The organism is Exiguobacterium sp. s59, from assembly GCF_018617475.1.
In the GTDB taxonomy this organism is placed as follows: domain Bacteria; phylum Bacillota; class Bacilli; order Exiguobacteriales; family Exiguobacteriaceae; genus Exiguobacterium; species Exiguobacterium aestuarii.
In genome coordinates, this window is sequence record NZ_JACSKG010000007.1 from 26,877 (window position 1) to 40,509 (window position 13,633).

12 protein-coding genes and 2 pseudogenes are annotated in these 13,633 nt (G+C 40.0%); 5 read left to right on the forward strand and 9 right to left on the reverse strand.

All coding sequences use genetic code 11. From position 1 onward, the window contains the following. Window positions 1-102: 102 nt before the first annotated feature. Complete coding sequence (locus tag KNO91_RS13380; protein ID WP_214818372.1) at window positions 103-2,274, reverse strand: heavy metal translocating P-type ATPase; 2,172 nt, start codon at window positions 2,272-2,274, stop codon at window positions 103-105. After that, window positions 2,267-2,635, reverse strand: a complete 369-nt coding sequence (cadC, locus tag KNO91_RS13385; RefSeq protein WP_003322301.1) for a Cd(II)-sensing metalloregulatory transcriptional repressor CadC — start codon at window positions 2,633-2,635, stop codon at window positions 2,267-2,269. The genes KNO91_RS13380 and cadC overlap by 8 nt, the downstream gene beginning before the upstream one ends. Window positions 2,636-2,729: 94 nt before the next feature. Here cadC and KNO91_RS13390 point away from each other — a divergent pair. After that, window positions 2,730-3,146 (forward strand): annotated as a pseudogene (locus tag KNO91_RS13390) (Tn3 family transposase); the annotation flags it as partial. Between the two features lie 474 nt (window positions 3,147-3,620). Here KNO91_RS13390 and KNO91_RS13395 read toward each other — a convergent pair. The 6 genes from KNO91_RS13395 to KNO91_RS13415 all read right to left on the reverse strand — a co-directional run bounded on the left by KNO91_RS13395 (window position 3,621) and on the right by KNO91_RS13415 (window position 10,227). Beyond that, window positions 3,621-4,010 carry a recombinase family protein gene (locus KNO91_RS13395; protein ID WP_371816675.1) on the reverse strand — a complete coding sequence of 130 codons (390 nt, stop codon included), beginning with the start codon at window positions 4,008-4,010 and terminating at the stop codon, window positions 3,621-3,623. A 23-nt stretch (window positions 4,011-4,033) separates the two neighbouring features. Beyond that, window positions 4,034-4,204: a recombinase family protein gene (locus tag KNO91_RS15465; RefSeq protein WP_371816670.1), complete on the reverse strand. Its 171-nt coding sequence runs from the start codon at window positions 4,202-4,204 to the stop codon at window positions 4,034-4,036. Between the two features lie 132 nt (window positions 4,205-4,336). Further along, on the reverse strand, window positions 4,337-5,791 hold the full coding sequence (locus tag KNO91_RS13400; protein ID WP_214818374.1) for a restriction endonuclease subunit S: 1,455 nt from the start codon (window positions 5,789-5,791) through the stop codon (window positions 4,337-4,339). Next, window positions 5,788-7,257, reverse strand: a complete 1,470-nt coding sequence (locus KNO91_RS13405) for a class I SAM-dependent DNA methyltransferase (protein WP_214818377.1) — start codon at window positions 7,255-7,257, stop codon at window positions 5,788-5,790. The genes KNO91_RS13400 and KNO91_RS13405 overlap by 4 nt, the downstream gene beginning before the upstream one ends. 12 nt (window positions 7,258-7,269) lie before the next feature. After that, window positions 7,270-9,627 (reverse strand): EcoAI/FtnUII family type I restriction enzme subunit R, encoded by a 2,358-nt coding sequence (gene hsdR / locus KNO91_RS13410; protein ID WP_251126666.1) that lies wholly within the window; start codon window positions 9,625-9,627, stop codon window positions 7,270-7,272. 258 nt (window positions 9,628-9,885) lie between these two features. Further along, window positions 9,886-10,227, reverse strand: a complete 342-nt coding sequence (locus KNO91_RS13415; RefSeq protein WP_251126667.1) for a YolD-like family protein — start codon at window positions 10,225-10,227, stop codon at window positions 9,886-9,888. Window positions 10,228-10,598: 371 nt separating this feature from the next. Between KNO91_RS13415 and KNO91_RS13420 the strand changes: the two genes are divergently transcribed. The 4 genes and pseudogenes from KNO91_RS13420 to KNO91_RS13435 form a co-directional block, all read left to right on the forward strand. Further along, window positions 10,599-11,054 (forward strand): JAB domain-containing protein, encoded by a 456-nt coding sequence (locus tag KNO91_RS13420; protein ID WP_131486123.1) that lies wholly within the window; start codon window positions 10,599-10,601, stop codon window positions 11,052-11,054. A 390-nt stretch (window positions 11,055-11,444) separates the two neighbouring features. Then, a complete protein-coding gene (locus KNO91_RS13425) occupies window positions 11,445-11,651 on the forward strand; it encodes a hypothetical protein (RefSeq protein ID WP_029596469.1) in 207 nt (68 codons plus the stop codon). Between the two features lie 135 nt (window positions 11,652-11,786). Continuing rightward, window positions 11,787-12,170, forward strand: a complete 384-nt coding sequence (locus tag KNO91_RS13430) for a hypothetical protein (RefSeq protein WP_214818380.1) — start codon at window positions 11,787-11,789, stop codon at window positions 12,168-12,170. Between the two features lie 195 nt (window positions 12,171-12,365). After that, a pseudogene (locus KNO91_RS13435) lies at window positions 12,366-12,494 on the forward strand (ATP-binding protein); the annotation flags it as partial. A 378-nt stretch (window positions 12,495-12,872) separates the two neighbouring features. Here KNO91_RS13435 and KNO91_RS13440 read toward each other — a convergent pair. Continuing rightward, window positions 12,873-13,265, reverse strand: a complete 393-nt coding sequence (locus KNO91_RS13440) for a FixH family protein (RefSeq protein ID WP_029336184.1) — start codon at window positions 13,263-13,265, stop codon at window positions 12,873-12,875. Window positions 13,266-13,633 lie beyond the last annotated feature (368 nt).

The window sequence follows — 13,633 nt, forward strand, 5'->3', positions numbered from 1 at the left end:
TAACTGATTTTTTATTATATTTAGAAGTTATACTCATAATGAGTCCTTTTTAAAAAAGGAATTTCCATCTGTCTGGAAGAGCCCTTTTTAGCACTTTTTCCTTTATTCTTTCACTCTCATTAGTCGCAAACCATTTAGAGCTACTAGAAGGGTTGCGCCCATATCGGAAAGAATGGCAATCCAAAGCGTTAACCAACCTGGGATAACCAATAGTAAGGCAATAAATTTAATAGCAATTGCAAAAGTAATGTTAGCTTTGATGATATTAAGAGTTTTCCGGCTAAGTTTTATAGTGAATGGAAGTTTTCTTAAATCGTCTCCCATTAGAGCGACGTCTGCAGTTTCTAAGGCTGTGTCTGTACCAGCTCCACCCATTGCAATCCCAACTGTTGAGGCCGCCAATGCAGGTGCATCATTGACCCCATCTCCTACCATTGCTACGTTGCCATACTCGGATCTCAACTGTTTAATAAAGTCTAATTTGTCCTGTGGCATTAATTCTGCCTCTATATCAGATACTCCAACCTGCCCTCCGATAGCATTCGCAGTGCCTTTGTTATCACCAGTAAGCATAATTGTTTTTTTGATTCCAAGTTGATGTAACTTTTGAAGAATTTCCTTACTTGACTCACGAACTTCATCAGCAACTGCAATAACTGCAAGTATTTCTTTTTCGGTTCCAATAATCATGGCTGTCTTACCTTGATTTTGAAGAGTAGTAACATTTTGCTCTAAGTCTTTATCGAAATCATTAGTCAATAATTCCTTAAAGAGTTTCGGGCTACCGATGTAATAAGTCGTCCCGTTTACGATACCCTTTATACCCTTTCCTGTGATAGAAGAGAAATCCTCTACCTGTACGTCAGAATAAGTAATGTTTTCTTCTTCTGCTTTTTTCATGATGGCTGAAGCAAGAGGATGCTGAGAACGATACTCCAATGCAGTAATAATGGATAGTAATTCTTTTTCATTTATCTGTTTGTTCAACACATTATAATCAGTTACAGCTGGGACCCCTTTTGTTAATGTTCCTGTTTTATCGAATGCAATAGCCTTTAAGGCGCCCATTTCTTCTAAATACACTCCGCCTTTTACAAGGACCCCTTTTTTCGCAGCATTTCCAATCGCTGAAACAATAGAAATAGGAGTCGATATAACCAACGCACAAGGACAACCAACAACAAGAACAGCTAATCCTTGATAAATCCATGTTTCCCAACTGCCATCAAAGAATAATGGAGGGACTATAGCAACTAATGCTGCAATGATCATAATAATCGGTGTGTAATATTTTGCGAATTTATCAACAAATGCTTGCGAAGGAGCACGTTCCCCTTGTGCTTCCTCTACAAGATGAATAATTTTAGAAATTGTTGTATCTTCTACAAGTTTCGTTATTTCTACTTCAAGTAATCCTTCTTCATTTAAGGTACCTGCAAATACTTCATTATCAACCGTTTTCTCGACAGGGACTGATTCACCTGTAATAGCTGCTTGGTTAACGGCAGAGTACCCACTTACAACTACACCATCCATCGCAATCTTTTGACCAGGTTTTACAATCATGATATCCCCAACAGCAATATCATCAACATGAATCATTATTTCTTGTCCATTACGTCTAACAAGTGCCTCTTTAGGAGCGATATCCATTAATGAACGAATCGATTGTCTTGCTCTATCCATAGAGAATCGCTCAAGTGCTTCACTGATTGCAAAGAGAATAACAACAATGGCAACTTCTGCCCATTCTCCAATAATAGCACCACCTATAACAGCCACTGTCATAAGGGTTTTCATATCAAATTCAAAACGTAGTAAGTTTTGCAAACCAACTTTAAAAAGTGATAATCCTCCGATAAACATGGATGCTAAAAACAATAAGGTAGTAACAATGTTCTCTTCTCCATTCACATACGAGGAAAGATAACCAAAGGCAATCAATAAGGAAGCATAAAGTAGAGTACTATGCTTTTTATAAAACGGCACTTTATCTTCTTTCGTATCTTCTTTTACCTCTTGTGATGCTTGGCGAGCAGATTTTTCAGGTGTCACTTTGAGATTCTCAAATGCACCTGCTTTTTCTAGTTCTTCTATCGTTGCATTACCATAAACAGCAATTTTAGATGCACCAAAATTTACTTTTGCATCCTCAACTCCAGATAGCTGTTTTACATTTTTTTCGAATTTACCCGCGCAGTTTGCGCAAGTAAAACCTTGTACACGATAGGCCTTCATTTCTTGTTCAGATGTTATTGCCTTTTGATCAGACATTGACATTCACTTCTTTCTTATGTTCTAGTACAATCATCATTATTTGTCTAATATGTTCATCGTCTAACGAATAAAACGCTAGTTTTCCTTCTTTTCTATATCTTACAATCCCCTGCTTATGAAGGGTCCTTAAATGATGAGAAGCATTTGCCACCGTAATACCAATAATATTTGCTATATCACACACACATAACTCTTCATCTTGACACAAAGCATAGGTAATCTTTGCCCTATTTTCATCCGCAATTGCTTTTAACATTTGGGCAACACTAACAATATCGATTGTTTTTAAATCACCTTGTATTCGATTGACCTTTTCCTCGTCATAACAAAAAATTTCACAAGTATCTTTCTTATTCACATTATCACCCCATTGATATTCAAGTGTTCACTTGAATGTAGTATATACCTTTCCTTGGTTAATATTCAAGTGAATATTTGAATGAAAAACATAATCTCGCCAAAATAAAATAGCAACAGCATTGCGAGAGATGGGTAGAATTGAAAAGACAATCTTTATATTAGACTATATTTCTAATGAAACATTACGCCGGCATATCCAAAGAGGATTAAATAAGGGTGAAGCTATGAATGGATTGGCAAGAGCCTTATTTTTTGGTAAACGTGGAGAGTTACGGGAAAGAGGATTGCAAGATCAACTTCAACGAGCTAGTGCCTTAAATATTCTTATAAATGCTATTACAGTTTGGAATACCGTTTATCTCACAGAGGCTACAAAGATATTAAAAGAAAAGGGCTTATTAAAAGAGGAGTTATTGCCTCACATTTCCCCATTGGGTTGGGAACATATAAATTTACTTGGAGAATATTTATTTGATTCGAAAAAGGTACCCAAATCAAATGAATTATGACCTTTAAAGATATAAAAATTAAGCTGATATCTCCTTAGCGTTGGTGATATCAGCTTATGTTTTCCATTTATTGTCTTAACGTGGTTTTTATGACAAAATGTTGGTTATACCCCGTATATGATGAGTAAGTTAAATGAGGACAGTTCCACACGAATTTAAGAATATTACTAAGAGTAAATCCTGTCATCTTTGATATAAGAGGGATCATCATGAACTTGAACGAACATAGCCGAGATAAGCTATTGGGAATATTTCAAGACTTACAGCGTACAAAATTCATGTCGCATGACACCTAGTATACTTGAGTCATCGATGCATATCCCTCATCAAGCTATAACGCTTATCAAATCATGAATTGATAAGCGAAAGCCTTGGTATATCAGAACGCTGACGTCAGAGCAATCCAAGTAGTGTCTCGTTTCTTCTGATGGGTTAGTCGTCAGAGGTGGTAACATCTAATGATCGTATTCAAAATTATTCTTCAATATGATTTGAAGCTTTTTTATATTTATAAAATGTGGACCTAGATATATCTAAAGTCTTTGTGATGTCGTCTACTGTCATCTTGGCTTCATACATCATCATTGCTCTGGCCATGATTTGTTCATCGATAGGTTTTCTGCCACCCATTCTTCCTCGAGCCCGGGCAGCCTGAAGCCCAGCGTTCGTACGTTCACGAATCAGCTCACGTTCCATTTCTGCTAGTCCAGCCATCATAGTAAAGAACAATCTACCTGCAGCTGTGGAGGTATCGACACCTAGTGTAATGATTTGAAGATTGATTCCGCGATCCTTCAAATCATCAATCAATTCAAGAAGCTTCTTTGTGGTTCTCCCCAACCGATCTAACTTCCAGACAACCAGGGTATCACCTTCTCGTAAATAATCTAAGCACTTTTCAAGTTTTTAACACTGGAGGCCTTCTCTTGAAAGATTTTAGTACAACCAGCTTTCTTAAGTTCATCTAACTGAGAGTTCAAGTTCTGATCAAAGGTTGATACTCTTGCATATCCAATTCTCGTCATGAATAACCTCCATTTATTTGTTTTTTTACTCATTAATAATAAAAGAAAACGAACATTGATAAAAAGATAAGTTAAAAGACAATGGAAACAAAATGAAAAGGGCTGTTTAAAGCCCTTTTCATTTTAATGTGAACTAACTATCAAACATATCTTTTTAACGTTCGTTTAATAGATTTTTTTTATAGTGTTTCTAAGTGTTAATAAATGATTTATTTTTTTGCCTATTCTATTTTGCTCCTCAATTGGAGGTATAGGAATAAGTAGTTTTTTTAGATTCTGAGCATTTACATTTGGCTGACCAGTGCCAGCAGACATTTCTCTTAGTTGTTCCCAATAAAGAGGGCTACGGAGATAGTACATTAAATACTCTCTATTAAAACCATCAATTAATTGAACCCTTATTAAATATGATGCGAACAGGATAGGGATATCAGATGATAAGTCACGTATTAAAAAACTTTTTCCTATAGTGCCACCAGTACGAGCGATTAAGACATCTCCCTGATTCAAACTATACTTTTCAACATTCTTTTCTTCAATCATACAGTATGGGACGTTATTCCAAATAACCGAGTTGTTTTGAATATCTGTAATCCTCAACAATTTAGCGTTTCCATTTTGTTGAGCTGATGCTGTATAACCGTAATGTATTTTTTGAGTGATTTCTCCAAGTCTCACCCATTCCCATGTCTCAGGAATATCAAAAGGAATTTCTTCCTCGATTATAGGAGGAAGAGCTTTTTCTTTCTTGATGATTTTTTCTTTGACCATTTGTTCCTTTTGTTCAGAAATTCGTTTCAGTAGTTCTGAAGCGGGTTCATCCGAAGTATCTTGTTCTACTAATTTTCCTTCAATAGCATATTGCAGAATTGATTTCTCTAAGTCTTTAGGGAAACGCATATTTAAAGCTTCTAGCTCTAGGTAATGGGTACTATATGAATCTATTTTTAAGATTAAATCATCAATTTTAGATACGATTCTTCTCTGCTCTTCTATAGGTGGGAGAGGGAAAACCATCTTTAAAATACTCTGACGATCAATCCCTGGAATAACACCTTGACCAGATTTTCTTATTTGATTGATGTTCGCTTTTAAATATATATCGATATATTTGATCTCCATTAAGTGAGAGTGTTTGATCGCCATTATCTGTCTAGCTATATGTGCCTTTTCAACATTACAAATGAGTGTTTTTCCAAATCCAGACCCTTTACAAACGAGAAGGAGGTCACCCGCATTTGCAATACATCTTGGCGTTTCTGTCCATCTATTAAGTAATATTCCTTCTCTGTTTAATGTGCTGGCACCAGTGATATAAGGGATACCTCTCTCCATATCATTATAGTTATCCGGAGAAAAATCTTGGCCAGACAAGAGTGAAATTACTTCTCCCAAACGAACCCATTTCCAATTATCAGGTATATCAAAAGGGATTTCTTGTTCAGTAATTAAGGGAAGAGATTTTTCTTTTTTGACTATTTTATTTTGAATCATAGCTTGTTTGTTTAGTTTAATATCTTCTAATAAAGTATGAGCCGATTCTTCACTAAGATTTTGATTGGACAGTTTGCCTTCGATTGCGAACTGTAAAATTGATTTCTTTAATTGATCAGCATTCATTTCGTTTCACCTAACATAGATTGAATTTCATTTAAGATACTATCAATTTCATGATTTAGACGTGAGCGCTCTGCTAAATAATTTTCGATTAGTTCTTGAGGCTCTAAAATAACTTCTTCATCTTGAGGAAACTTACATAGATCAAGGTTGTAATTTCGGTCGGTGATTTCTTCAGCTGTAAATTTACGTGCTTTTTCGTTTTTTCCGTCGATGATTTCTACACGATTATTCCACCACTCCAATGCAGGTTCGAAATGCTCTAATTTGATTGGACGTGATTTTGAGAAGTTTTTATAACCTTCTGGCATGTCTAATCGGTAAACCCAAACATCTTCTGTCGGTTTTGTTTTATCAAAGAACAACATATTTGTGTGGATGGGTGTATATGGTGCGAATACGCTATGTGGTAACCGGATAATCGTATGCAAATTGAATTCTTTGATCAGTTTTTCTTTAATCGCGAGCTTCGATCCATCTTCACCAAACAAAAAACCATCTGGTAAGATGACGCCAGCGCGACCATCCTTTTTCAACCGATACATAATAACGGACATAAATAAATCAGCTGTTTCACTACTGCGTAATTCGAGTGGGAAATTCATTTTAATGCCATCAATCTCTGATCCGCCGTAAGGAGGATTCATTAGTATCACTTCAAATTTTTCACGTTCAGAGTAATCGCGCACGTTTTTTTCTAAAGAGTTACCATGCACAATCATTGGATTATCGATGTCATGGAGTAACAAGTTTGTAATTGCTAGCAAATAAGGAAAAGCTTTCTTTTCGATTCCGAACACAGAAGCATTATAAAGTTCACGCTCTTCAGTTGTGGTGACTTGTTGGATTAAATGATTCAACGATGAAGTTAAGAAACCACCAGTTCCACATGCGAAGTCGGCGACACGCTCTCCTAGCTGAGGGTTAGTTACCTGAACCATGAAATCCGTGGTGGCGCGGGGAGAATAAAACTCTCCCGACGCGCGCTGAGCTTGAAGATCCTTTAAAATCTGTTCATAGATTTCGTTAAAGGCATGACGCTCCTTGTAATCAGTAAAGTCAATTTCATCAATGACGTTTATGACTTGGCGTAGGAGCACGCCATTTTTCATGTAGTTGTTCGCATCTTCAAAAGCAAATTTGACGATAGATTTACTTACCGGTGTCAATTCGTCTACCGGAAGCGTTTTGAGAGTAGGGAAAAGAGTACCGTTCACGAAATTAAGAAGTGCTTCTCCCGTTAAAGATCTTCCGTCTTTCTTATCGACGGCCCAATTTTCCCATCGACATTCTTCTGGAATGATGGAAGTGTAGTTATCGTCATGCAGCTCCCATTGTTCTTCTTTCGCTGCATAGACTTTGAGAAACAAAATCCAGACGATTTGTTCGAGGCGCTGCGCGTCACCAGAAATTCCGGCGTCGTTACGCATAATGTTTTGCATATTCTTTACAAACGAGGTGATTGACATGAATTACAACTCCTAGGAAATATAAATTTCATCTTTTAATTGTTTTAATGCATTTAAATACTCTTTTTTTCCACCAAAAGCCTTAACGATTTTAAGTGAACTGCCGAAACGCTGAAACTCTGGGAGTTCAAGAACGGTAGTACCGTCAATTTCTTTGACCCCTTCATTTTGGTACTTTTCAAGCAATAATTCGAGGACATCACGAGCCACATCTTGATACTGATAGATATAACCACGTTTTTTCACGTTGTTCGCTCGCTCAGCCTTTGTCAGTGGCTTTTGATCGTAAGCTAAGTGACAAATCAAATCAAACTCATCGAGATCCTTCAAGTGCGGTTCCTGATCGAACAAAGCTTCTAATAAAACACCGTGTTTTTTCAATTCATCAAGTAGGGATTGTTTTTGTTCGGCACTTTTCCATTTACGTAAAAACTCCTCTAACGTAGCATATTCACTACGAATATTGCGCTTCGTATAATCAATCAAATTTTCAGTGATGAGTTTTCCGCCCATATCATAATAATAAACACGTTCATTAGCGATTTTTACATCAACATCGTTGACCCGATATTTTTTGGGTGCTGCGTAATAGTCATCTTCATCACTGTTTCCGCCTGGAAGTCCAGTAGGAGAAGGAGTGTTCGTATTCGACGTTCCACCAGGCTCATTTGTTTCGTCTGGTAGCTCACCATCTTCAGGCACTTCGTAAATGACTTCAGGGTCTCCATCAAACTCTGGATCAGCAAATAGACGACTAACATTACGGAAGTCCATGATAGTGAAGTATTCTTTTCCAAATTCGGGATCAAGACGGGTCCCTCGACCAATAATCTGCTTAAATTCAGTCATCGAGTTGATATTTGAATCGAGTACGATGAGGCGACACGTCTTAGCATCGACACCTGTTGTCAGTAATTTTGATGTGGTGACAATTGTCGGGTATTGACTTGAACGATCGATGAAGTTGTCGAGCTGAGCCTTCCCTTCAGGCGTATCGCCCGTAATGCGCATGATGTACTTTGAGTTCTCTCGCACAAGGTCAGCGTTAAGGTTGACTAATGCGCTACGCATACGTTCTGCGTGGTCAATGTTTGCGCAGAAAACAATCGTCTTCATATAGCGATCATGCTTTTTTAAGAATTCTGTGATTCGTTTGGCGACTTCTTCCGTGCGACCATCAATAATCATGTTTCGATCAAAATCGGAAATGTTATACTCTCGATCTTCAATCTCATTTCCGAACATATCAACTTTACCTTTTTCAGGACGGTAACCTTCTAAATCCCGGTCCAATCCGACTCGAATTACTTTATAGGGAGCAAGAAATCCATCATCAATTCCTTGTTTTAGACTGTACGTATAGATTGGTTCACCAAAATACGTGATGTTGGAAGTATCTTTTGTCTCTTTTGGTGTAGCAGTCAAACCAATATGTGTCGTATCAGGCCCACTGAAGTATTCTAACACTTTACGCCAACGGCTTTCTTCTTTAGCTGACCCACGATGAGCCTCATCGATGATGACTAAATCGAAAAAGTCAGGCTCGAATTGTCGGAAAGGCTCCATTCCATCTTCACCGGCTAATTGTTGATAAAGAGCTGTATAAACTTCATAAGAACTGTCGAGAACACGATTTTCTACTTTTGTCATTACTTTTTCAAACGGTTTGAAATCGTTGATCATGGTTTGATCAACCAAGATATTGCGATCAGCTAAGAAGAGAATCCGTTTCTTTATACCAGCTTTCCAGAGACGATAGATAATTTGGAAGGCTGTGTAGGTTTTTCCTGTCCCTGTCGCCATAACGAGCATGATACGATTCTGGCCTTGGGCTATTGCATCAAGTGTGCGGTTGATTGCGACACGTTGATAGTACCGCGGTGTTTTATCACCGAGTTGGTAGTAATAGGGCTCATCAATCAACTGTTGTTGCTCGGTACTTAAACCGGCATCTTGTTGATAGCGAGACCACAGTTCATCGTGAGAAGGGAATTCTGACAACGAGATCGTCCGCTCTGCACCTGTTAAGCGATTGTGTTCAACGAATGCGTCCCCGTTCGAACTGTAAGCATAAGGGATATCCAAGATTTCCGCGTAATCGATAGCTTGCTGCATCCCGCCACCTACTGGATGATTGTTATCTTTAGCCTCGATAATAGCCAGAGGATAGTTACTTTTATGCATTAGCAGATAGTCTGCACGCTTTCCTTCAGCTCTAGCTGTCAAATTACCGCGGACAATTACACGCCCATCAGTAAAGTAATGTTCGAAATAGATTTGAGACTTCATGTCCCAGCCAGATTCTACAATGGCAGGAGTTATAAATTTATTTTTGATATCTTCTTCAGTCATAGCATGCTTCGGTTTCATAGACCCTGCTCCTCCTTGGGATAACAGATAATTACATCAATAGTTTACAGCAATTGGCTACTGAAACCTTAATAAATATTTTCTGTATATCTTCCAAAGACAACTTTTTTTGTGAAATCGCTGATTTTCATCAGATAAAAGTTTGAACACAAGTTTCGAGACGTCAATTACAATTCAGAGATTAATTATTTAGAAGTTTAAAAAGCCGAGGAGCGAAACTTCGTTTCGTGACGCAGACTTCAAACAACCGTCAGGGCGTTAGTCCATCGACCGTTCCACGTGAATGATAGCCTCGAACGGCACATGGATGACCCCGTCCCGCTGATTGGCCAGTTCGACGGTCCGCTCCAAATAGTTCGTTCGGTGCACGAACCCCTTGAACCGTTTCATCTCCCGCTCCGCCACATATTTCACCTCGACCATATCCCCACTGAAAATTGCGTCATTCAGCACATTTTCATAAACCGATAAGACCTGTTCATCGACATCTGGCATCTCAATCTTTTGAATCTCCTTGTAATACTTCGTTAGCAAGGCTCTGTGTTCGGGCATGAGGAACGGGATCCATTTCAGCTCACCCCGATCGCGATACATCGTCATCACAATTCTCCTTTCACATAAACGAACATTTGTTCTTATTTTATACCCAGTTTATCTCGTTTGAACAGCCTTTTTCGTGATTGGTTGATCCGTGCGTCCTGTTTCCGTACTCTAGCTCGCTGGTCGTCGGTGCAAGGGACGTCAAAAAAATGACGCGCCCTCCGGCCCGTCTTCCTTCGCTTTTGGCTCAAAGCAAGGCTTTTCGCTCGTTGGCTACGGAAGCCTGGTCCTCCGTTTGCTCTACGCATTTTTTTGAGGCTCTCCCTGCGGTCGCCCTTGCACCGTCTCCCGACGCTCGCTGCGTTCCCGTCAACAGGACGCACAACGGTGTTCGTTCTGAGGACAGCTTATCCGAAAGGGGACAAACCATCATGGAACTATCGTCAATCATCGAGGTCATCCGTATCAAACAAGAGGTTCGAGAAGAAATGGTCGCCCTCGAGCACGCCGTCATCCAATCACCCGACAATGCCCGACAAATCGGGGCATCCTTCATCGGGGACGATGACCGTGAAGTGTTCCTCGTCATCATGCTCAACACGAAGAATCGGGTCATCGGCGTCCATCGGGCGCACGTCGGGAGCGTCAATTCGAGTGTCGTCCATCCGAGAGAAATCTTCAAATGCGCCATCTTGAACAATGCCTCGTGCATCATCGCCTGTCACCAACATCCGAGCGGGGACCCGAGCCCGAGCCGGGAGGATATCCTCGTCTCAGAACGGTTGCATGAGGCAGGAGACCTCATCGGCATCCCAGTGCTCGACCATCTCATCCTCGGTGCGGACGAATCATATGTCAGCATGAAACAGCGAGGTTACATGGGTTGAATGGAATGGAGTGGGGCCGGGGGACCGGTCCCGGTCCGTCCGGTAAGGGCAAGGACGAAAAACATACGTTTTTCTTTGAGAAGACGGGCGACTCGCGTTGCTCTCGCCTGGATCCATAGAGCGGGATCCGGAAAAGGGTCGTTTTCGCATAACGAAAACGAGATGGTTCGTGTGTGAAGGTTGGACGTTGTTTTGGACTGTCTCGTAAGAAGATTGTTTGATGAAATGTCAGGAGTGAAAATACGGTTTGTTTATTGAAAATGACCATGTTTTCTAAACAAGCCCTAGGGCTTGTTTGAAACAACACCAGGGCTTACGTGAAATTAGGCTAGATGTTGCCTGCTTAGATGCGAGGTATCATGAGACTATCAACAGGAGAGGATGATTCAGATGGACAGCTACCAACTAGATCAACAGACGATGGACGAGATGACGGAGGTATTGCTTCGACGCCTTCCTGACCGGCTCCAAGAAGATTTTGACGACTTAAAACTTGTGAGCATGGATCTTCTTTGTGATGTGAAGGAAGGGGAACGCTTGACCCACCTCACCGTCTTTTTCAATACGAATATGATTCGACGGAATCGTCGTACATAAGAAAAAGGAATGATTGTATACATGTATATGTGTATACAATTTTTAAAAGTCTTCATTTCTGTAGCTTCATGAACAAGGACTGAACTGTCTTTTTACGGGGAATCGTTCTATAGAGAACCGGAAGGGGGAGGCGTGATGGACGAGGGGCTGCTTGATGACTATGCGTTCGAAGGATTGGATCCGTTCGTCCGGACCGTGTTCTCGGAACTGATGGAACATCCCGAGTGGATACGTGTCGTCGACAGGGAACATTGCGTCGAGAAAGTCGTCCGGTTCGATGAAGGACGGAACTCGCCTTACTTCCGGGTGTTGATTTACTTGGATGCAGAAGAGCGTCCGATCAAGAAAGTGTATCTATATGGGACATGGGTGGTGGCAGATGGAGACGTCAGCTTCGTCGTCTCGGAGCTATCCAAGGGTGTATTTGAATATGAGGTGATGCATGTACATTGGCTCATCAAGTATCGGTTCGAGGATTGGGGCGTGTCTGAAGACGGGGCATGGGAGAAGGAATGGTAATCCGGGCTCATGCGTGAGCGTCTAACGCCTTATGGCGAAGTCGCTCATCGCACCGCTGCCCCCCTGACGGCCCGATAACAAGAGCTGCTGGCTCACCGCCGCATCTCTATGTTCCTGGCCCTTTCTAACGGGAGGCACGGAGCGTAAGGGCAACGTCAAAAGCAAGAGCGTGGGCGCGTCTAACGCCACGCGGAGTGGCATTCGAATCTAGGACAGGCCCAAATCGCGGACGCAATTCTCGACAGGATCGTACACGACTCCTATAAAATCCTGGTCGATGGCGAAACCTCAATGAGGGAACACCACGGGCTAGGGATAAGCTAAGATCTTGGCCATCGATGAGTCGATGGCCTTTTTCTTCATATTGACTCGCTCAGTCGTCCGCACTAGTGGCTCTCTGTATCCGCAATACTCAGCAGGACAAAAAACGCATCCTTCGAGTTTTTGAGGATGCGTTTGAGCAATGTGACTCTATTTGACTCGCGTTTATATTCCTACATATAAGCATACAACTGATGGTAGTTTCCAAGGTGGAGCGACGGAATGGACGTATCAGACATTGGAGCGGAAAGGATATATCATAAAATTGGTATTTTTCGAGCATATATCACAAGGTTGATGTTGTCGCGCGATTCAATAAAAACGAGTTTTTTCATCATGGATTAGCTCGTCTATATTATTAATTGTAATAATTAAAATTTATTATTTTACTAATATTTCGTTTTTGGGCATAGAATGATAGCTTCTTGCTGTCGTATGTGAATATATAAAGTATTTACCGGGCTCTTCAAAAATATAAGAAATTACATACAGTCCGTCTTGTTGATAATTGGCTTCAATTTTTTCGTGTTGGCTTTCCTCTTGGCCTTCTTTCCATATCTCGAATTCAACTTTATCCGCATCGTCTACTTTCTCGTTTCCTTGAGAAACAGTTGCTATAAGTTCAATAACTTCGTTTGCTTTTACTATTTCAGGATCTGTTTTAAATTGTACATCAATTAATTCTGGAATCACTTCAGGTCCATTATTGCTTACTGTACTTCCACAACCAGATAATACTAACAAAACAATCAACAGTGAAAAAAACCTTGCCATCTTTTTTCTCTCCTTTAAACGATTTAATATTAACATACACGAAAATGTGATGTATTGATTATTACATTAAAAGTGACCTGATCATGCAATCTTATTAGCTATCGAGCATAGACCCCATGTCACTTTTAAGGTTCAAGACTTTATAGAGCGTCGTATGCTCGATTGGTTTACTTTTCTATATAAAAAATAAAGAAATGTACATTTTATATATTAAGTTCAATTTTATATATTAAGTTCAAAAGATATTAATTGAACTTAATCCAAAAAGTTGGATCATGAAATAGATCATCTGGTGACTTCGACAACCTAGGTTTGAATTTGGACCTTCATATCCGTAAATTTATCATCGACCGTTAGACACGGCCTTA

Bases quoted from the DNA above. Each gene is read 5' to 3' on its own strand.
- KNO91_RS13380 (WP_214818372.1), bottom strand. From the start codon at position 2,274: ATGTCTGATCAAAAGGCAATAACATCTGAACAAGAAATGAAGGCCTAT.
- KNO91_RS15465 (WP_371816670.1), bottom strand. From the start codon at position 4,204: ATGAGTAAAAAAACAAATAAATGGAGGTTATTCATGACGAGAATTGGA.
- KNO91_RS13400 (WP_214818374.1), bottom strand. From the start codon at position 5,791: ATGAATGCTGATCAATTAAAGAAATCAATTTTACAGTTCGCAATCGAA.
- KNO91_RS13405 (WP_214818377.1), bottom strand. From the start codon at position 7,257: ATGTCAATCACCTCGTTTGTAAAGAATATGCAAAACATTATGCGTAAC.
- hsdR (WP_251126666.1), bottom strand. From the start codon at position 9,627: ATGAAACCGAAGCATGCTATGACTGAAGAAGATATCAAAAATAAATTT.
- KNO91_RS13415 (WP_251126667.1), bottom strand. From the start codon at position 10,227: ATGACGATGTATCGCGATCGGGGTGAGCTGAAATGGATCCCGTTCCTC.
- KNO91_RS13420 (WP_131486123.1), top strand. From the start codon at position 10,599: ATGGAACTATCGTCAATCATCGAGGTCATCCGTATCAAACAAGAGGTT.
- KNO91_RS13425 (WP_029596469.1), top strand. From the start codon at position 11,445: ATGGACAGCTACCAACTAGATCAACAGACGATGGACGAGATGACGGAG.
- KNO91_RS13430 (WP_214818380.1), top strand. From the start codon at position 11,787: ATGGACGAGGGGCTGCTTGATGACTATGCGTTCGAAGGATTGGATCCG.
- KNO91_RS13440 (WP_029336184.1), bottom strand. From the start codon at position 13,265: ATGGCAAGGTTTTTTTCACTGTTGATTGTTTTGTTAGTATTATCTGGT.